Annotated in this window: 16 protein-coding genes; all 16 read left to right on the top strand. The window is 36.8% G+C overall.

What is annotated here, in order from left to right:
- Positions 1-7: 7 nt before the first annotated feature.
- The 16 genes from PBN151_RS05875 (at position 8) to PBN151_RS05805 (ending at position 21,364) form a co-directional block, all read left to right on the top strand.
- Positions 8-1,204 (top strand): Ig-like domain-containing protein, encoded by a 1,197-nt coding sequence (locus PBN151_RS05875; protein WP_072728096.1) that lies wholly within the window; start codon positions 8-10, stop codon positions 1,202-1,204.
- Positions 1,205-1,220: 16 nt separating this feature from the next.
- Positions 1,221-1,694 (top strand): hypothetical protein, encoded by a 474-nt coding sequence (locus tag PBN151_RS05870; RefSeq protein WP_072728094.1) that lies wholly within the window; start codon positions 1,221-1,223, stop codon positions 1,692-1,694.
- Positions 1,695-1,702: 8 nt separating this feature from the next.
- The gene (locus PBN151_RS05865; protein ID WP_072728093.1) at positions 1,703-2,428 is read left to right on the top strand and encodes a hypothetical protein; all 726 of its coding nucleotides are present in this window, start codon (positions 1,703-1,705) and stop codon (positions 2,426-2,428) included.
- 15 nt (positions 2,429-2,443) lie between these two features.
- Positions 2,444-3,199: a hypothetical protein gene (locus PBN151_RS05860; protein ID WP_072728091.1), complete on the top strand. Its 756-nt coding sequence runs from the start codon at positions 2,444-2,446 to the stop codon at positions 3,197-3,199.
- A gap of 106 nt (positions 3,200-3,305) precedes the next feature.
- On the top strand, positions 3,306-3,788 hold the full coding sequence (locus PBN151_RS05855) for a hypothetical protein (RefSeq protein WP_072728089.1): 483 nt from the start codon (positions 3,306-3,308) through the stop codon (positions 3,786-3,788).
- The gene (locus tag PBN151_RS05850) at positions 3,775-4,239 is read left to right on the top strand and encodes a hypothetical protein (protein ID WP_072728087.1); all 465 of its coding nucleotides are present in this window, start codon (positions 3,775-3,777) and stop codon (positions 4,237-4,239) included. The genes PBN151_RS05855 and PBN151_RS05850 overlap by 14 nt, the downstream gene beginning before the upstream one ends.
- Before the next feature lie 12 nt (positions 4,240-4,251).
- On the top strand, positions 4,252-5,262 hold the full coding sequence (locus PBN151_RS05845; protein WP_072728085.1) for a tyrosine-type recombinase/integrase: 1,011 nt from the start codon (positions 4,252-4,254) through the stop codon (positions 5,260-5,262).
- 12 nt (positions 5,263-5,274) lie between these two features.
- Positions 5,275-6,480 (top strand): homing endonuclease associated repeat-containing protein, encoded by a 1,206-nt coding sequence (locus tag PBN151_RS05840; RefSeq protein ID WP_227774425.1) that lies wholly within the window; start codon positions 5,275-5,277, stop codon positions 6,478-6,480.
- A gap of 17 nt (positions 6,481-6,497) precedes the next feature.
- On the top strand, positions 6,498-6,665 hold the full coding sequence (locus tag PBN151_RS31015) for a hypothetical protein (RefSeq protein WP_175560613.1): 168 nt from the start codon (positions 6,498-6,500) through the stop codon (positions 6,663-6,665).
- Between the two features lie 97 nt (positions 6,666-6,762).
- Positions 6,763-12,642, top strand: a complete 5,880-nt coding sequence (locus tag PBN151_RS05835; protein ID WP_072728082.1) for a phage tail tape measure protein — start codon at positions 6,763-6,765, stop codon at positions 12,640-12,642.
- A gap of 37 nt (positions 12,643-12,679) precedes the next feature.
- A complete protein-coding gene (locus PBN151_RS05830) occupies positions 12,680-13,468 on the top strand; it encodes a distal tail protein Dit (RefSeq protein ID WP_227774423.1) in 789 nt (262 codons plus the stop codon).
- 15 nt (positions 13,469-13,483) lie between these two features.
- Entirely contained in the window at positions 13,484-16,270 is a 2,787-nt protein-coding gene (locus PBN151_RS05825) for a phage tail spike protein (RefSeq protein ID WP_072728078.1), read from the top strand.
- Positions 16,271-16,335: 65 nt separating this feature from the next.
- A complete protein-coding gene (locus PBN151_RS05820) occupies positions 16,336-16,890 on the top strand; it encodes a hypothetical protein (RefSeq protein ID WP_072728076.1) in 555 nt (184 codons plus the stop codon).
- A gap of 181 nt (positions 16,891-17,071) precedes the next feature.
- Positions 17,072-20,554: a hypothetical protein gene (locus PBN151_RS05815; protein ID WP_072728075.1), complete on the top strand. Its 3,483-nt coding sequence runs from the start codon at positions 17,072-17,074 to the stop codon at positions 20,552-20,554.
- A 12-nt stretch (positions 20,555-20,566) separates the two neighbouring features.
- Positions 20,567-21,208, top strand: coding sequence for a hypothetical protein (locus tag PBN151_RS05810; RefSeq protein WP_072728074.1), 642 nt, complete (start codon positions 20,567-20,569; stop codon positions 21,206-21,208).
- Complete coding sequence (locus PBN151_RS05805) at positions 21,209-21,364, top strand: XkdX family protein (protein WP_072728073.1); 156 nt, start codon at positions 21,209-21,211, stop codon at positions 21,362-21,364.
- The last annotated feature ends 83 nt before the right edge of the window (positions 21,365-21,447 follow it).

Raw genomic sequence — 21,447 nt, 5'->3', positions numbered from 1 at the left:
GGTAAATTTGGGAGTTATAAACGACTATAAAACACGCATTTCATCAGCCAACATTAAGTCATCCATGATGACCAACACACATCGTTTCTTACGTAGTAACTTTCATAACTCCCCCTCTTACTTTGAAGTATCGGTTAACTCATCCCCTACCCTGATTAGGGTAACTATTGTCGATGACAGTAAAGTAAAAGAACAGAAAGAAATCGTAGCCTTTGATTACGAGCTGAAAAATGGGGATATTGTAGACTGGTTAAATGAGAAATGGATTACTATCCTCACTGACAATATGGGAGATGGACTTTATTATCGCTCTGTAATGAGACGTTGTGTTGGTCAGTTGAAATGGATTGATAATGAAGGTGCAATTCAGTCTGCTTACTTCACCTTCAAAAGTGATCCAGCAACTAACTTTGGTGTTGAAGATGGTAGGATTATCTCAATTGGTAATGAAAGAAGAAGTCTAATCGTTGATAGAAACTCGACAACTGCTAAGTTTAAAAAGGGAAACAGATTCATTTTTGACGGTCGTGCATGGAAAATCAGTGCTCTTGATACCATTAGTGTTAGTGATATCTCAATCGTTACTGTCGATGAGGATGAGATAAATACCGCAGACGATAACTTGGAACTAGGTATTGCTAACTATATTAGCCGATTGAAGAAGTATAGTATAAATGTGCTCAATCAAACAGATAGCCTTAAAATAGGCGAAACGTATCAAGTTATTGCACATTTATATGATGGAGATAAACTCATATCTGGCGCAGCACTTTCCTTTACATCATCAAATGAGACTGTAGCAACTGTAGATCAGAATGGACTAGTCACACCAATATCTGAAGGTGAAACTGAGATTATTGTCGCTTATGGTGATATCCGTCAATCATTTGTAATGAATGTTAAGTTAAATGTAATTGACAGCCTAACGGTTGTATTCGAAACGCAGTCATTGATTTACGTAAAACAAACGAAAACTTTTACTGTTCATTTTGAAAACAATGGGCAGACATATGATGATTCAGCGACATTCAAGTTACTTGGTGATGATGATACACCTACTACACTGGCAACAATTCAATCAACTGATATAAATGAATGTGTTCTTGTTGCTGGCAGTAAAATCGGACATGTAAAATTACATATTTCAAATTCTAACAACACAATCTCAAGTGTTCAACGTATTCAAATTAAATCTATCATATAGGAGGTGAATATGGGATATGACACGATTATGTGAATTATCTACAATGAAAACTGAAATAATGACCAGAATCATTAGCAATAAAAATTTATGTAAAGCGCTATATTATAACGATCCTGACTTTTTGGATAAGATAGAGATTAATGATCCATATTCACTTTTATATGATAGAGTATTCCCGTATCGTAGAGTTCCAGAAGTTGAAGATGAAGCGAAAACATTTATTAATTTATCTTTGAGTCGATTTAGGAAGATTGATAACTCGTTCAAAGATGGGCTTATAACTATTTTTGTCATCACTCACACCGATTTAGTTAGAACTGACTATGGGATTCTTCGTTATGATTATATCATTAATGAGATAGATGAATTATTTAATCAAAAGCGCGGTCTTGGAATAGGAAAGCTTGAATTCGCTGGCATGGATGAATTGTATGTAAACAAGAAGTTTATTGGAATATCTGTATCTTATAAGCCAGTTGATTTTAACTAGGTGCAAATATGACTGATGAATTAAAAATGCTTGCTGATCTTCCGATTGAAATTCCTAATGTAGGTCATTTTCATGTGCCACGTTTAAAAGATATAGCGTCACTTGGAGAGGAGCGATATAGTCAGATACTCTCCTTATTGCTTCTAAATAAAGCTAATATCCCCCACCTCAAAGACATAGAATTTGATAATTTCTCAATCCTCTTCGTCAACTGTTTAAATAGTGATGAACTGTGGAGCGAAGTAAAGATTGGCCTTGAGCTACTGTTCAAAGAAGAAGTTCATATTCCATCAAGAGACGATGAAAGCGTCTTTTTTTATTTTGGTGACATTTTAAATAAGCGCTATGTAACAAGAGATAATTTTGATTATATTCAGAGTCTTATTATCTTTTCAAATAACATCAAGATTGAAACTGAAGATGAATACAAACCAGCTAACAGTAAAGCTGCTGAATTGATCAAAAGACTACACGCAGGAAAAGAATACGTCAACAAAAAGAAAAAGCAGATTGTAAGCCTAGCAAATAAGATTTCTGGACTTGCTTGGAAGTCTAATAATGTAAATATTTTTGACGTATGGAACCTAAACATTTATCAATTCTATGACGCAATAAATAGACTCGAACAAATTGATAATTATCAGTTCACTCTCCAAGGTATATATTCAGGAACCGTAAACGGAAGCAAGATGAAACTTAGTGAACTACATTATTCAAATTCAAATAAAATATAGGAGTGATATATAAATATGACTACACCTAACCGTTGGGCTATTCGTGACGCAGGTATTGTTACGTTTTATAGTTTGACATCTAAAAAACCAGTTGTAACCCTTAGAACTCTTAAGACAAGTGGTCTAGAAACAACAGGTGAAACGGTATATGCCCAAGGTGGATTTGGTAATCCACGCTTAGTAGGATTCTCCTCTAACCGTCAAAGTAAAGTCACGCTACAAGATGCAATTTTTGATAACAAAGCACTTGCAATGTTGACCGGTAATGACTTGATTGAAGGAGCAACGTCTGTTTCACGCACAGAATCTCCTCTTATTCTAAAAGGAGGCAAGATTACACTTAAGGCCACTCCGGTCGGAACACCTTATGTATATAAAATCCTATCAGATGGTACATTGGGTGAAGAAGTAGCTGGCGGCACTGTTAAAGATAAAGAAATTACGTTTACTGGGTTAACAGATGGTGATGAGTTGGCGGTGTACTATAATGTTACCACTGACGCAAGTGCTAAAACATTGAAGGTTACGTCTGATGCATTCGGTAAAACATTTAAAGTAGTTATGGACTGCTTGGTGCGTGATGCTGACACTAAGAAAGATTATGCTGCTCAAATCACTATCCCGAATGCTAAATTTGAAGATAATTTCAATTTAAACATGGCCGTAGATGGAGACCCTGCTGTTCTTGATTTGAACTTGGAGGTATTGAAAGATCCTCGTAATACAGACATGTGGCTTATGACAATTTACGATGAAGAAGCAATTAAATAAAACAAATTATCAAATGGCGTATGTCTGTGGTACGCCTTTTTTTGGGGAGAGGGTATCAACAGGTTCAACTCCTGTTATCCCCTAAATGATCTTAGGGAGTGATTAAATGACAAAACAATTGACTATAGCAGGAATCAACAAACAGCATAAGGTTTTCAATGAACAAGAAAAAATTACTTTAAGCACTGGTGATTTTGTTCTAATTCAAAAGAAATTCAAGCTCACATCTATTCAAAATTTAATCGTTGAAATGACAGAGATTTTAGAAGATGCGCATAAGAAAGGAGTTTACGCTGATCTTTTAAAAGATGTTACATTCATATATTTCATGTTAATTCTACGCCATTTTACTAATTTGAATAATATCTCCACAGATATAGAGGGATTAATTAAGGTTTGTAAAAAGCTAATTGATTTAGGTCTACTTAGTGAAATCATGCAAAGTTTTGACAAGGCAGAATTAAGAAAAATAGATGATGCTATGAAGCAAGTAAACGAAAACAGTAGAGTTATTGGAGAAATGATTGGTAGTATCTATGCGAAGAATGAACTAATGAAAGTAAATGAGAACAAAGATGCCGAAAAATGATTTCTCAGATCTTAAAAGTCTATTCAAGTATATAGAGTCACAATCTGCAAAATCTTTGAAGTCAGATGTGGCTCCTACTGCAAGACAAGAAATGAGCGAAACTATTCAAGAGGTTACTTTTAGTCAATATGATCCAAGTCAATATGTTAGACGTGAGTTACGTGGTGAGAAAGGCTTATCCAGTATTGAGAACATTCAAGTTGAGTTAGTTGATGATCATACTATCTCGATTGAGAACGTAACTACTGGTGATGATGATGACTATGGTCGACCAATCGATGAGATCATGGTTACTGGTACTGGTTATACATGGGAACGTTCAAGGATCTATAAGAATCAGCCCTACCCTCGTGATTTCTATCAGGATACTGCTGATAGGCTTAAGGCCAATGGGAAGCATATAGAAGCACTTAAGAAAGGGATGCTTAAGAGAGGGTTAAATGTAAAATGATTAAACAAGGTGATGTTATTGGTTAAAAAGAAAATTAATAAAAATATTTTACGTGAACCAGCAAAGAAATTACCAGAAGTAACTGAGGAAATGTGGCTAAAGGTTAATGAAGATTATAGGAGTTTGGTTGAAGAATATATATCTACACAAAGTCTTAGTCCAGACTCTAAAAAACAATATACAAGCTGCTTAAAGCAGTTTGGTTGGTACATATGCAATTCGATGCAAAACAAACCATTCTATAAGCTTACCAAGCGTGATTATTTAAGATATCTGAGTTTTATTAGGGATAATAGAAAAATGTCGTCCAGTGCTATTAGCCTTAGAAAAGCTTCTGTGTCAAGTTTGTGTAATTATATTGAGAATATAGTTGCTGAAGATGACGAGAATTATAGAACATTTAGGAATTTCACTCGTGGTCTACCTGCTATACCGAAGAATCGAGTATACGAGAAGGTAAAAGTAACAAAAGATGAGTATGACTTAATGATGTCTGTACTTGAAGATGATGAAAACTATTTAGGTATGGCTTGGCTGGCAACAGCATTTCGGGTTGGAGCAAGACGTTCTGAAATCATTCAATTTAAAACAGAGATATTAGACTATGAAGTTCCAGAAGGGCAAACTTATGTCGTTACCCATAATGTAAGGGGTAAGGGGCGTGGCGATGATGGGAAAATATTGCAATATATGGTGCCTCTTGATGTTCTCCCCCACTTAAAGAAATGGATTGAAGTTAGAGGTTACGAACATGAGCACATCTTTACAACTAAATATAATGGACAAATTGATAAAATGTCTCAGACTTGGGCAGATGATTTTTGTGCCAACACACTCTCCGATATTCTTGAAAGACGCATAAACGTCCATATATTTAAGAATTCCTGTATCACTCACCTACTTGAATCAGGTGTAGATATTAACTTGGTGAGTAAGTACGTTGCACATCATGAAAACATTTCAACAACACAAATTTATGATCTTCGAGATTTTGAAGAAGAGAAGAATCAAATATTTGGGTAAATAAAGGAGATATTGTTGCGAAAGAATTCTTACAGTAATGAAGAGCTATTAGCAATTTTAAAAGATTATATTACTGCTAATGGAATTCCGACCTCCAAAACTTTTAAGGCGGCCAATGGACTTCCTGCTGCTGAAGTTTATCGATTAAGATTCGGAAGTTGGTATAATGCAATCCGTCTTTCCGGTGTAACAATACCAGAAGAAAAACAAAAATATTATCAAAACGATAGGAAAAGTAACAAACAAATACTCGATGATTTGCGTGAAACAACGCTTCTTCATCTGAAAAATAATAAATATCTACTAACACTTAAAGATATTGAAAAGTATCCATCAATGCAGTGTGGAAGTGTTTATATTAAGAGATTCGGTGGGATTAAAAAAGCATATGAATTGATTGGTTATGACTATAAAGAATTTAACAATACTCAATTAGAAAAAGATATGCTCCATAAACTAAAAGAGCTTAGCGAAATCCTAGGTCATTCTCCTAGCACATATGATTTAAATGAGTATAGTCAAAAATATAGTGAATTTTATAGTGCATCAACCTATGATCGTCATTTTGGTAATATCTCAAATGCTCTATTAAAAGTCGGCTTGGATATAACAAGCTCTTCTAAGACAAGACGTATGAGTGAAGAACAGATGATACTAAAGCTTAGAGAAATATATAAGGAAACTGGCAGATATCCAGATCAAATTATTCTAAATTCCAATCCTAACTACCCTAATTATGCTACTTATGTAAGTAGATTTGGTTCTTGGGAAAATGCTTTTATGGAGGCATTTAATAAAAAAATTGTTCATCTCTCACAGCGCTATCAAACTCATAAAGGGAATATATGTAGATCGAAACTAGAATATATCTTTGCGTGTATGCTAGAAAAGAAAAACATTGAGTATGAGATAGATAACATATATTACAAAGATTACATTCCAAATTTAGATCGAAAATATCGTTTTGACTTTATGATAACACTAGATTGCAAAACTTACTTTATTGAAATCTTTGGACTTGATAATTATAAAAGATACGACAAAGTAAAAGAGCATAAAATAAAATTATGCAATGGTAATAATATAAACCTCATCCACTTCAACCAACACGAAATAAATAATAAAACTCAAAATGACATATTCGACCTTCTAATGAAGAAGATTTCTCAATCATCTAACATTAAAACGATAGTCAATAAAAGACACATTTCATTGTAACAATAGGGAGAAATTCAATGGCTAAATACGAGTTAAATGATGACATTATTAATAATATTCTTGTCTTTCTTGATCGTGTCCCCTTTCAAGGATTGAAAGAAAATCAAGCAATTAACGATATTATTCACACTTTAAACTCCCCCATCCAAGAAGCACCAACAATAGAAAATAAAGAAATTAATTAGTGAAACGGTCTGCATCAACTATGGTGCAGATTTTTTTGTTAATTAGGACGGAGTGAATAACTCACTCCTTTCAAAAAGTAAAGGAGTGATTATATAAGTGGGAAAAGATTTAAGAATACTCATTAGTGCCACGCTCAATGAAGGCAAATCAATTGGGGACATTAATGATGCAATAAAGCGAATTCAGAAACATGCATCTCTACAAAAAATAAAATTGGATATTGAAATTGGAAAGAATCTTTCTCAAACTTTGAGCAGTTTTATTGCCTCTATTGATAAGATTACTAAGGCTACTCAATTACAAAGTAATGCACTATCAGGATCAACTAATAACATAAAAAATGAAACTGATGCTATGAATAGAGCAACACAAGCCGCGAAACAGTTCAGGCTTGAAAGAGAAAAAGTAGTTAAAGCTTTCGGTGAGGAACAATATCGTGTTCAAACTTATGGAAACAATCTCAATAACAATAAACAAATCGTAACAAAACACCCTAACGGTGAGGTTAAGGGTAATATCATTGAAACCTACGATTACGCCAAGGATGCTAGAGATGCAGCACAAGCAATCGAGAAACGTAGACAACTAGAACGAAATCTAATCCGAGATGTTGATAAAGCACACTATGAAGCGTTTATCGAAAAGGAAAAGCGTGAAAAACATCTTGGTGAAACAAGAGTTTTAGATCAGGTACGAGCCTATGAAGTAGCTAAGCGTGAAGACTCAATTTTCAATCAGAAGCGATTAAATGAACAACAAAAGTTTGTTCAACTTCAGGAAAAGGCTTGGGCTGAAAATAAGAAGAGAGATGAGGATTTTCTTCTTAGTAAAGCTCGTATGGAAGCCAAGATTGCTGATGTTACAAGACGATTTGGTTCAAGTACTAAAGTAAAATCACAAATCGATGAGTTGAATGCCTCCTTTGGGCAGATAACTAAAGCAAGTAATTATAAAAAAGCACTAGCTGATATTGACATTGGTCTCAAGAATATTGTTGCATCCGCTAAAACTTCTGGTTCACATATTGAAAGCTTATCTGAGTCATTCAAAACTGCAATAAGTAGAACCATAACATGGACATTAACCATGGGGTCATTGTATGGAAGTCTACATGCTCTTCAAGCTGCTGTTGATACGATCATAGAAATTGATTCACAAATGACTCAGTTAAAACGAGTTATGAGTGGTTCAACAGACTTTGAGGGAATGCTTCAGAACAGTATTGATTTAAGTAATGAGTTGGGACGAACTCTAAATCAAACGTTAGATGTAATGATAGATTTTGCAAGACAAGGTTTTAATGAGGTCGATACTACCAACCTTTCTAAAACCGCAATATTAATGCAAAATATATCAGAAATGACTCCTAAAGAGTCAGTTGATGCTCTTACGAGCGCAATGATTGCGTTCAATATAGAGTCATCGAAGAGTATTAAGATCGCAGATAGCATAAACGAAATAGATAACAATTTTGCCGTTACATCGCAGAACCTCGCAGTTGCATTGCAACGAGCTGGTTCTTCTGCACGCACGTTCGGAGCGACTATGGAGGAAACACTCGGACACGCAACGGCAATTATGGCCGTGACGCGAGAATCAGGCTCAATTATTGGCAACTCATTAAAAAGCATTTACTCTCGTATCACAACAATGTCCGAAGCTGAGACTATCCTTAATGGTATCGGCATTTCTATTCGTACCATGAGCGGAGATGTAAGGAGAGTTGATTCCATTCTTGGTGATCTTGCGGAACAATGGAATACGCTTACTAATGAACAACAGCAAAATATCGGTGTAACACTAGCAGGACGTTACCAGCTTAATCGGTTTTTGGCGCTCATGAGCAACTATGAAATGGGCATTGATGCAACAAACACTGCCCTCCATTCTCAAGGTTCAGCTTCACGCGAGAACGAGAAATACATGGAATCCTTACAAGCACGAATCGAAAAGATGAAGGTAGCTTGGCAATCACTCGCTGTATCAATGGGAGATGCAGTAATTTCTAACTCCTTGGTAAATCTAATTGCCCTAGCTACAAACTTTGGTAATGTATTCAAATGGCTGACAGATACAGTTGGAGTTCTTCCCGTTGTATTGGGTGTCTTAAGTATGGCTATCTATGGCCTAAGTGCTGCTTTTAGAACTGTAATGATAAACATCACCCAAACAATAGCAGGTATTTTAGGTATTCCAGTAGCTGCTAGTGCTGCCGCTGGTGGTACAAATATATTGGCACGGGCATTGCAATTTTTAGCGGGCTCGGCTAGTGTGGCTAAGGGTGCAATTAGAGGGCTCTTATCTGCAACTGTCGTGGGTGGGGTTTTTGTTGCCTTGGGAGCTGGTCTAGAGTGGTTAATAAACAAATTTACCGACACGAAGATTGCTGCTGAGGACACTGCTACATCCCTAAATGATACGGTTGCCAAAGTAAGTGATATAAAATACTTAAAAGAACTTGGTGATCAGTACGACAAGCTTGCTAAACAAACTAATCTATCTGCTGACGAAAAAACTAAGTTATTTAAAATCGAATCAGAATTAGAGTCTAGATTTGGTATATCCGCTAAAGGCTTAGATAATCAAACCTCTGCCTACGAGCAAAATACTAAAGCTATTCAACAAAAAGTAGCCGCTCTCCAAGAAGAAGTTAAAATAGAACGGGAAAAAGCGGCACTCGCGTTTTACAGTGAAGAAACTTCTATTCGTGATTCTATAGGCAAAAAGAAACAAGAAGCTGAGGAAGCTAATCGTTTACTTGATGAGGCTCGGAATAAATACGATTCTTTTTTGAAGAGTAAAGAAAGCGGTTCTCCAATAGATAACGATGGTCTATATAGCATTACTGGTTTTATGAATGCGACAATCGATCCGAAGAACAGTAACTTTGCAGATGGTGTTCAACGGTTAGGAGAGTTCTACGCATCTAATGTAAAAGAGCTTCAAGAGAAGTTTGATAAAGCAAATAATGAACTACAGCAGAATCTAAATAAAGCTGCACAAGGTATTAATGGTAAATTCCAAGGTTATTTAAACATTCTAGAAGCTAATGGAGAAAAGATCTCCCCTCTTATGTCATCAATCTTTGAGGGATTAGCTTCGGCTGATGCTTCTAGTAACTTAAATTTAACCACGCAGCAACTTGATCAATTTTTTAATGCTTTCAATAATAAGAATATTAGCTCCATTCAAGATCTTGACAATGTATTCCGAACCCTTCCTCCTGATCTTCAACTAACTGGAGAACAACTTGACGGAGTTAGATTGGCTTTATTGCGAATCAAATTTCCTGCTCAACTTGAAGAAGATATGTTAAATGCTGCTGACTCTGCTGAAGTCTTGGGAGTTAATACAGGTGATTTAGCCGATGAAACTAAAAAGACAGTTGATGGTATTAAGGAGTTAAATAATGTTCTGCACCAGCTCAAAGAGGGGCAATCGTTATCCTCTGATGCTATGTTTGATCTCATTACGAAGTATCCAGAGTTGCGAGATAATGTATATAAAACCGCAGATGGTTGGAAAGTTGAAGAAGATGCGGTAAATGCTTTACGTGAAGCAAAGCTTAAAAAAGTACAAGAGGACATTAAAAATGAAAATGCCAGCACTGCGACTTCTCTCAACAACGCTCTTCAACGTATCCGTGGTTACGGTGTAGAAATTAAGCAAATCAAGAACCTTCAAGATGCAAAAAATGCATTAAATAGCTTGGAATCTGAGTTGGATAGCTCTAGAAATCCTCTAGGTAAAAAAGCTGGAATGTTTGATCCTTTATTTGGCGCACCCGACAGTGTCAAAGCGGCAGCAAATAACTACATAGATGATAAGCAAGCGGCACTCACTGGTGCCATAATTGACACCAAGAACTATATTTCCAGTGCAGAACAAGGCGAAGCTGAAATCATGAAGCTTATGGATATGGTTTCTGATCCGAATTTCGGTGTCTCCCCTTCGAAAGAAAAGAAAGAGAAAAAAGGTAAGAAAGATAAGGATGACGCTGCTGAGAAAGCGCGTAAGGCTCGTGAGGATGCATATAACAAGGATGTTGCTCGTTTTAAATACTTAGTTGAAATGCAAAACTGGACAACTGATGATCAAATCAAAGGTTGGGATAGGATTGCACAGCGACACAAACAGCATCTAAAAGAAAATGTAGATAATGAACGCTCCATTAATCTTGAAGTCAAAAAGCTTCGTGAACAAAGATTTAAAGATGAAATGGATGCCCTTGATAAACGCGTAGAAAAAATGCGTCTCTCTAATGCTACTGAAGTCAAGATGGATCAAGAGAGGCTTAAAACTTATAAAGCATTGGCTACTCGTAAAGATCTCACACCCGAGCAACAGGCTGATCTTAAGACTAAAATATTTGACACAAGTAAGAGGATTGATGATGGTCGATTAGCTGAAACAAATGAGTATTTAACTAAAAGGAATAAGGTTGTGTCTGAGTATAATCGTCTACTGTCTTATTCTGAAAAACAACAGAACTTATACAATGAAGGTACTGCCGAATACAATCAAGAATTAGTGACTCAGAATCAGCTTCGCAAGAAGATGATTACCTTTTATAACGATGAGATTTATTGGATCACTGAGCGCCTAAAAAAAGGTGATCTCACAAAAGCCCAAACAGATGCTTTAATTACCCAGATGGACGAATACAAATCTGCCCTACTGGATGTGTCCGTAGCTCAGCGCAATATGGCTTCAAAGATAGCCGATGATACAATAAATAAAGTAATCGAAGCATATAAGAAGGCTGAGAAAGCTGCACTTGAAGCAATCGATGCACAAATCAAATCAGAAGACGAACGTCATGATAAGGTAATGAAGGATTATGATGACGAACTAAATGCTTTCAATGCGATTGTTGATGCAAAGCTTAAGGAGATTAGTCGTCAGAAGAATGAAGAAAGTTACGAAAAGCAACTTGCTAATAAACAAAAAGAACAAGCAAAGATACAACAAGACATAAATAAGCTTCTTCTGGATGATTCAGATTCAGGCAGATATAAGCGTCAGCAACTTGAAGAAGATCTTGCTAAAGTCATAGATGAAATCCAGACTATGCAAAATGACCGTACATACGAACTTCGTGAGCGCGAGTTGAATGACTTAAAGGATCAGAAGAAAGAGCAGATTGATGTTAACAAAAAGACAGAAGATAATCTTCACAAAGTCCTTAAAGATAGCCTAGATAAAAAGAAAAAAGATGAAGAAACATATTGGAAGTCTATTTTAGAGAATGATCAATACTTCACCCAACTAAGAGAAGACATAATTAACGGAAGTCTTGACTCTATTACAAGTTCATTTGATTTGTTTAAAACTGATGTTCTCTCACATTTGCAAGATGTAGAAGATGGTATTCAGAATAGTATTATTGACAAAATGAACGAAGCACAGCGTTCCCTGTCTGCTTTAGGTTACAGCTCCGTTGCGAGTTCTGGCACGAATGACTCTACTGGAAAAACCGTTTCACGTCCCTCCCCTTTTGACAGGATGTCAGATTCTGATTTTAATATGTATAAAACCAATAAAAGAATCTGGGAGCAAAGCAGAGATGAACAAGTAAAATCTCAAGCTGCTATTCAGAATGCTAAGTTGAGAGAAAAGTATGGAATAGCTAAGGATAACTTTACATACGGACAGATTGCAAAGTTTGATACAGGCGGTATGACTCCTGCTTGGGGTAATAAAGATGGTAAGTTCTTGTTAGCTCACGAGAAGGAATTAATCCTGAATAAGGACGATACATCTAATATGCTTAAGCTTGTTGACATTACGAGAAACATTATTTCTAATTTGAATCCACTTAAAAGCTTACAACTTGCAACTCCAGCAGGCACTCCTGCTGCGGAAAGTTCTATTTATCAAGTGAATTTATACGTTGACAATATGACCGGAAGCAAAGAAGATACTAATAATGTTTTAAGTACAGTTGTAAAAGGATTAAAGAAACTTGGTCGCTAGGAGAGACTTTTACTGGTCTCTCCTTTTTATTTTCGAGGTGATTATTTTGACCATATATGATGATTTGTACTTTGTTTATGATGGCATTTCTAGTTATTCAATGGGAGTTATTCACGTTACAGTCGGGAAAAGCGGTATGTTACAGGAGACTTTTGCGCCTACTACCAAAATTAATGAAGTTTCAGTTCGTGGAAGGAATCGTCCATACTTTATTGATACCGAGCGAGATCCTTTAGTTATTCCAATGCAAATCACTTTTAATGTAGATTTTTCAGAAGAACGATTAGAGGAAATAGCTAATTGGCTAATCCAGCCTTTTTATAAAGAGTTGTACTTCTCGAATAATCCGAGCAAAAGATACTACACCGTTTTCAATGGTAATTCTCAATTGATTCATAATGGTATTAGGCAAGGTTACATTGAGTTGGAAATGAGAAATATTGATAGTTATCGCTACTCTCCTATTATCAGTACCCCATACTATTATGAATACGAGAATAACTCAAATGGTACTGAATTTGTAATTGATAATGATGGTAGCGAACCAATCTTCCCCTCTCTCGATATTGAGAAAACTGGTGATGGTGATATCAGGATCATTAATTTATCAAATGGCTCACAAGAGTTCAAGTTAAGCGGATTAGTTAACGGTGAAATGTTAGAGATTGATATGGAAGACAAGAGCATTGAAACAAACTTGACAGGTATTTATAGATATAAAAACCATAATGATATTTTCTTGGAGCTACCTAGAGGTAAAAACTATTTAATGGTATACGGCAATTGTAAGCTCAGATGGACTTATCAGTTTAAGTACCTATCTTAGAGAGGAGACTATTTATTGATAAGACCAGATTTAAAACCAATTAATATTAGACCGAATATTCAACTTTGCAAACCAGACTTGGATAGGCAAGTTGTGGGCAATCTCTCCACTTCATATCGAATAAGTAGAAAAGTTAACTTAGGCAGCTTAAATGAGCTGTCTTTTTTGCTGCCTTATAAAGTATGGAAAAAAGGAAAATTGATTGACAATCCTCAATTGAAGAGATTATTTAGCAAGTATCTAATCAAGCTTACCTATGGTCATGATACTGAGTATTTCATTATTGATAAAATAAAAGATGTAATGGAAAGTAACTCTGACTATAAGCAAGTGGATTGCCTGAGTTTAGGATATGAAACTTCATCTAAAATCGTTAAAACATATAAAGAGGTATCGAAAAACCTTTCTACTCACCTACAGTCGTTACTCTCCTCTACTATATGGAATATCGGCTATGTGGACGCTCTGTTTGATACAAAATATCGTACATTGGATCTATCATCTACAACAGTACTAGATGGAGTACAACAAGCGGCTCTTACTTTTGATGCACTAATTGAATGGGATACTGTAAATAGAAAAATAAACTTCTATCAAGAGAAAAATTACGGTCAATATAAAGGTCATAACATTAGCTATGGAAAGCTGATGGAGACTGTAAGTCAGGAGACAAATTTAGATGAGTTTTGTACTCGTTTAAGAGTCTTTGGGGCTGATGATGTGTCTATTCAAAGTGTAAATGCGACTGGCTCTAATTACATCGAAGACTATTCTTATTTCATGTACCCTTTCCAGCGTGACGTTAATAAGAAAGTATTGAGTGAAAGTCGATATATGAGCAATGGTTTGTGTCACGCCTTGCTTGATTACAGGGAACTTGTTAAAAGTAAAGACTCACAATTTAAGTCACTGTTGGACACGTTAAAACAACAACAAGATTCATTAACACTTCGACAAAATGAATTACAAAAAATTAATGATCAGTTAGCTATCATTGAAGATACGTTAAGCGTAAAAAATGCTGCTGGAGAACCTGTACAGGATACTATAAATCAAAAAAATAATAAACTACAAGAAAAAAGTACGAAGCAGAATGAGATTAATAATATAAATAATCAAATTTCTACCACTAATAATTCTATTACGCAACTCAAGAACTTACTTAAAATAGAGAGTAACTTTAGCTCTAGTCAAATAAAAGAATGGAATCAGTTTATTTACGAAAAAGAATTCGTAAATACGAATATAACCACTCCACAGAATCTTCTTGAGGCTGCAACTGAGCATTTTTATAAGATAAATGAACCTAAGTTAGTGGTGTCCCTATCTGTTGTAAACCTGTATGAAATATTTCCCGAAGCTTTGAAATTAGATCGATTGAGAATTGGTGACATTGTACGTGTTTATCACGAAAAGCTGGGAATAAATATCGAAGCAAAATTAGTAGCAATTGACTTTGACTATGAAGGTAAGAGTATTAGTATTACTATTTCAAATGTTCGAGATATTTTGAACGATGAACAGAGATTTCTTCGTGATTTGTATAAATCAATATCCACTTCCACATCGGTGGATACTAGCAAATATAAATGGGATGAGTCAGTCTCTAGTGTGAATGATGTGCAGCAAATTATCAATGGAGTTTGGGATGCCACTAAGCGTGAAATAATTGCCTCTAATGAGAATAGCGTAACTATAGATCGTCGGGGTATTCGTGTACATGATTTAGCTAATCCAAATAAACAATTAATCATGCAACACGGGGTTCTCGCCATGACTTCCGATTCTGGGAATACATGGCGCACAGCTATTACTGCTGACAAGATTGTCGCAGAACGCGTCATGGGCGTTCTACTAGCAGGATCAAATCTGACGATCACTACCTCAAAAGGCGACTTCCTTGTAAATAGTGAGGGAGTTAAGATAAGAGACTTAGACTTATCTGTGACCAAAACGGATAATAAAAGTAGAGTTTTATTGTCTGCAAATACAGGTTTCAGAATTCAAGCTAATATAGGTACAGCCTCCTCTCCTAACTGGGTTGACAGATTCTTTGCAGATAACGATGGCAATTTGAGTATCACAGGTAATATCAATGCTACTAGTGGTACTTTCACTGGAATAATCAATGCCCAAGGTGGAACATTTAGCGGCAACATAAATGCTCAAGGTACTATTACTGGCGGTACACTTAAGAGTGCTAACTTTGAAGTTGGTAGCATAACTAGCTCTACAATTTCAGCAGCAACAATCAATGGTTCAGAAATAAATGGCGGTATTATCACAGGTCCCACTTTAAGAACATCTGCAAATGGTAGACGTATTGAAGTAGATGCTAATGGTTTGAGGACATATGATGGCAGCGGTAGAAATCGAATAGTAATTAACACTGGTTCCGATTCCGGTGTTTCTTCTCTAACCTTTTATAATCAGTATGGAAGTTACGTTGGTGAAATAAACTCCTACTCAGGTTCTAACCAATTGACTCTATACGGAAGTAATATTTCTATTGGTTCTAATGATACGTCTACTCCAATTGGTATGAATGGTGCAGCTACTTTTCGTGGCCCCGCAACATTTTACAGTTCAGTTGATTTTAGAGGTAGTGTTACAGGCTTAGAACTTACAATTGGACATATAAGAAATTTACGAAGCGAATTAGATTCATTGTGGAATGCCGTTAATGCTAGATCTTACAGAGGGCATAGTCACTCGTTATATATCGGAACACACAATCACGGCAATAAGGATAACCAAAACTGGCCTCCGAATGGGGGGTATTTCACTACTGGCTCAGATTAAAATTGATGGCGACAACACTAAAGGGTATAATTGGCATATACAAATATACCAGAGGAGATGTTTCCATGTTAAATAAAGCTAAGTATGTCGTAGTAGGGGCTGTAGTAGGTTCCTTATTAACTGTATCAGCGAGTGTCTTTGCTGATAACATTCAAACCTTGCTTGGTAAGAAGGTAGACAAAGAATATACAGTTAAGATTAATGGGAAGTCCATTTCAGATAAGGCAATTGCAGTTGATGGTAAAGCCCACCTTCCAGTAAGAAGTATTTCTGACGCACTTGGTGCTAATGTAGATTCAGTTAATAATGGAGTGATCAGTCTGACAACTAAGGAGAATGAAACAGTTAACGAAACTCAACCAAACGATAATAATACCGGAGCATATGCAAATACAAGTAAAAAAGATTTAGAAAGACTCAAAACTGAAAAGAGTACTCAGCTCAAATTTATTACAGACGAGAGAGACGAATTAATTAAAAGAGTTGAGCAAGCTAAAAAAGACGGTTCAACTTCTTTTGTTGAGGAAAATGAGAAAATTGTCAAAGACAACAATCAAAGAATCGAAAAGCTTCAAAAAGAGATTGCTGATATTGAGTCGGAAATCGCTAAGAAAAGTTAATAATAACCTTATGTGGTCTCCTGAATTATTTGTTCAGGGGACTTTTATCTTTTACATGTGTTTCAACATAATTAATTGAAGTACATTGTGATAATACGTAACACATTGTATTACAACACATTACACAACTGATGAAACATATATTTCATTACCCATAAAACTATAGAGAGAGGATGTTTGAATGAGCCTAGATTATGAGCTCTCCCCTATTGGAAAATATCGACGAGGCACACCTGATGATCCGTATATGCCAATAAATCAACAACAGAAAATAATAAATCAAAGAATGCAATTAACCGAAATTCCTGTATTTAGAGATAAGGTTAGAATTTATGGCTATTCTGAAGTTCCACAAAACTACTCTGCCGATTTAGCAGAAAATCAATACAGAGTAGATTATAACAATGGGATTGTCTACTTCCACCAAAACGCTGAAGGAAAAACTTTAACTGCAAGTTTTTTAGGTCGTGGAAATGCCTATATCAGCTCTAACCGAGTATGGGTGAATCAGAACAATGGTGAAGTTACTAGAACTCTAAAAGAATTGATTGATACTGGTGAAACAGCCCTTGATAATATTCAGAAATTGAATCAAGTTATTGGCGATGCACAAACCGCTACTAAGAATGCTAACGATGCCACTAAAGTTTCTACTGATACTAATACTGCAATCAGAAATGAAGAGTCACTAAGATTCACTGAGGAAAACGTTAGAAAAGAGAATGAGAAACAGAGAATAGAGTCTGAACAGAAACGAAATCAAGCTGAACTTATTCGTGATAAAGATGAAAATATAAGAAATTCTCTGGAAAATGAAAGAAAAGTAAATGAAGAAGCTAGAAAAAAATCTGAGCAAGCTCGTGAGACAAATGAAAACGAGCGTAAATTAGAAGAAGAAAAACGTAATAGCAATGAAATAATTAGACAGTCTCAGGAGGATAAGAGGCAAACTGATACTGCACATGCAATATCTGAAGCAAATGATGCAAGAAATTCTGCAAATCAAGCTGCAAATAACGCTCAGAATATTGCCGATGAAACTAGACATCTTGATGAATACTCACCTATTACAACTTATAAGCCGAACAATATAGTTAGCTTTGATGGTTCTAGTTACATGAATGTTGAGGAATCAAAAGGAATCGACCCATCTGATAACACTAAATGGAAACTTGTTGGTAAAAAAGGTGACAGCATTAATTGGAAGCGAGACTATTCATCTACTACACAGTATCAAGAAAACGATACTGTGTTTTTTAATGGTTCCAGCTATATTGCATTAAAAGATAATATTGGTATCTCCCCTACTGATAAAAGTGTTTGGGATCTATGCGCTCAAAAAGGGTTAGACGGAACGGGTGCTGGTTCTGTTACAGAAGTCAAATCAGTAAACGATGATATTAAAGTTGATTTTGAATCAACTACCCCTACCTTGACACTTAATAGTGGAAATGGAACAAACCAAATTGTAAAAAGAGATATTAACGGAAAAATTGAAGATGTAGAGAATCATGTTGCTGAAAATGTGGCTCATGGAGCAACAGAAGATAATATACCTAATCGGATTATTATTCGCGATTCTAATGGAAGTGCAAAAGTCTCCCCTCCTACAGATAATGAGCATATAGCTAGAAAAGCAGAAGTTGATAAAGCATTAACGGACGCAAAAGAGTATTTTAATAACATAGCACTAAATGATGTACATCAGGAAATTACATTAAAATCTGGTATTCAGGTTATTAATATACCTGAAGCAGCTCCATTCCGACTCGGAGCGATTAGTGGGAAAACGGAAATCCGAGACGGTATCGGAATCGTAAACGTCACGAATCCGTATGCTATCGCGACGAGCGGTAACCTACTGCCGCCGTTTATGGAATGGGAACAGGGAATCGCACCGGGCGATAGTTGTATGATTGACGATCAGTATGCTGTTACAATTGATGCTCAAAAAGTTGGCGGATCATTCGTGAGATATTATGTTCCGGTGTCTAAATCGTCCGTTTATACCTTTACAGTCGATTCTCAAGGCACTAACTCCCTTGCGTATGTATATCTATGCAAGCCAGACAAAACACGCATAGATAACGTGAAACTAAAGGGAACAGTTACAACGACGGATGCAACTGCTTGGTTTGAAGTAGTGTTAAATACTCTCGATAGTACGGGCACATCTCCCGTTATTGGTACAGCTAAATACCGAAATCCGATGCTCGTACCCGGCGATAAACCGCAGCCATTCGCGCCACAATCACGTTCCATGTGGGCAGCCGAATGTCAACTCGCAGCGAATCCGGTAGATGGTTCGAATGCGGACGTGTTGCACGTTGGTGACGACGGATTGCCCTATGTGTTCGAAAAGTGTAAAAAGGTTGCGTTAGACGGATCGTTGAATTGGACTTTAAATGGCACTGTAAAAAGTGGCTTTAAAATCGTAACAGCTAGTGGACTTTCGCCCGCGATTAAGACAGTACCTCAGGGTATTATAGTTGATTACAAAGGCATACCACTGAATAATGATTTAGATGGCGTAAGTGGGTGGACAGGTGGTGGTTATTGGCAGATGGGCGATTCTGCATATAATAATCTTTATTTGTCCGTCTCCAACGCAGACAGCGGTTGGGGCGACAGCTACACACCGACAGTCGACGAAATCAAGGCGTATTTCTTGGGCTGGAAGATGTTTAACTGGGATGGTGGCACAGGCGGCTCAGTGGACGGAAAAGGAGTTTATAACGGTAAGACAGGAGAAGTCAAAGCATTTATAAAAATATCAGAAGTTGGTAATGCGAACGCTCCGTCTAGAACGACTATACTGCCGACAACGTCATACGAGAGTTTCACGCCTTACCGTCTCCAATATCTCAAAGCGAAGCCAACCGTCGAGCCCATCAAGAATTACGAAACTGGCCTGACGCTCTCGAAAGGCTGGAACATGGTCGAGGTCGGTAGCGGCGTTGTGATTCGTGAGAAGGCGAATCCTACGGTTAATACGTCAATCGGATATGCAGCTATTAACACAAAGGGCTCTCCCAACTATCCCAACTCGGTACCATTGCAGCATGTCGCAAAAAATATCCAGCGCGTTTATAAAGGCGCAAGCTATGACGAAAATTGGTCTGTAAAAAATGGAGGAGGTAATGGGGCTTATACAGATATTCCGCTCCAAAACTACGACACGACCGCAGTCTATCACGTCACATATACAACGCTAGACCCTACGCTTACGGCTCCTATCATCGGCAGCAAAGCAACGAACCTGCGCGGTACAGTAACGGATATGGTATCGTGGGCAAGCGATGCAGAGCGACGGTTGAGTGTGGTTGAGACACAGAAAGCAGAGAAGGACTCACCTCAATGGATTACCCCTACGTTACTTAACGATTGGAAGCACGATATAACTGTTTCTTATTTCAAAGACAGCTTCGGAATCATACACTTTACTGGGAACATTAAAGATGGAGTCGTCAATAAAATTGCGTTCATGCTTCCATCTGGTTATCGTCCTAAACGTGTTACGCAAATATCTACGACAGCATACAGTGGGAACGCTTGGGTAACGGCAGCGGTTACTGTTCGGGATAGCGGCGAGGTGTTTATTGACAACAATGTTACGGCGATAAAGACTGTACTTGGCGGGATATCATTCTTAGCAGAACAATAAGGAGGACGCACGATGAAAGAAGCAATCAAAACCGATCTAAACGGTAGATACATCGAACCAACGCTCGTTGCGGACTCCGTGACGGGCGTTTTTGATAGAATGGAGCCGGTTCAGACTAACGATGAAACGCCACGGGCGGCAGTTGTCGAGCCAGATGAGTCGGAGACAGTGCTAGTCGGGTATACGGTGGCTATTACGCTGCCTGACGGACTGTACGAGCCGACATTCGATGTCGAGGGCTATCGCAATTCCGTAAAAGTTTACGAAGCAGCATACGATCCGGAAAGCGAAGAAACAACACCGAGATCGCCGCAGTCTGTGGATGGCTCAAGCTTCTGGCGTAACGGTTTGACTGATAAGGAAATTGAAGCTTTGAAACCGAAACCGCAGCCTTCTGAACTTGAATTAATACAACAAGATAATGCATCCCTACTTTTAAAAGTCGCTGATCTTGAAGTAAGAAATCAGGCTCAAGTTAATGATACTGCATCCATGCTTTTAAAAAATGCTGAATTAGAATTGATTAATCAACAACATACTTTTGATTTAGCATCAGTAATTTTGCAAAATGCTCAACTAGATTCTACAAATCAGCAACTTGCTCAAGATTATGCAACACTTTTACTAAAATTATCTCAAAAAGGAGTGTTTTAATTGGACTGGTTTAAAATGATTAAGCGATACTATGATCTAAAATGCTATTCAAAAGATCCAAATAGCTCTATGTATGTTGGCAAGTTTGTTGAGTATGGTTCTATTACAGTCGTACAATTTAAAGAAATAACAGGGGATGATTATCCTACTGCCTGAAGAAGAGAATGATGAAATGATGATTTTATAGTCCCGTGTGCACTAAGCCTCTGATTAATGTCAGGGGCTTTTAATTATATAGG

Source organism: Paenibacillus sp. NAIST15-1, assembly GCF_001894745.1.
Lineage (GTDB): Bacteria > Bacillota > Bacilli > Paenibacillales > Paenibacillaceae > Paenibacillus_B > Paenibacillus_B suaedae.
This window is presented reverse-complemented; position numbering and strand designations above follow the sequence as displayed.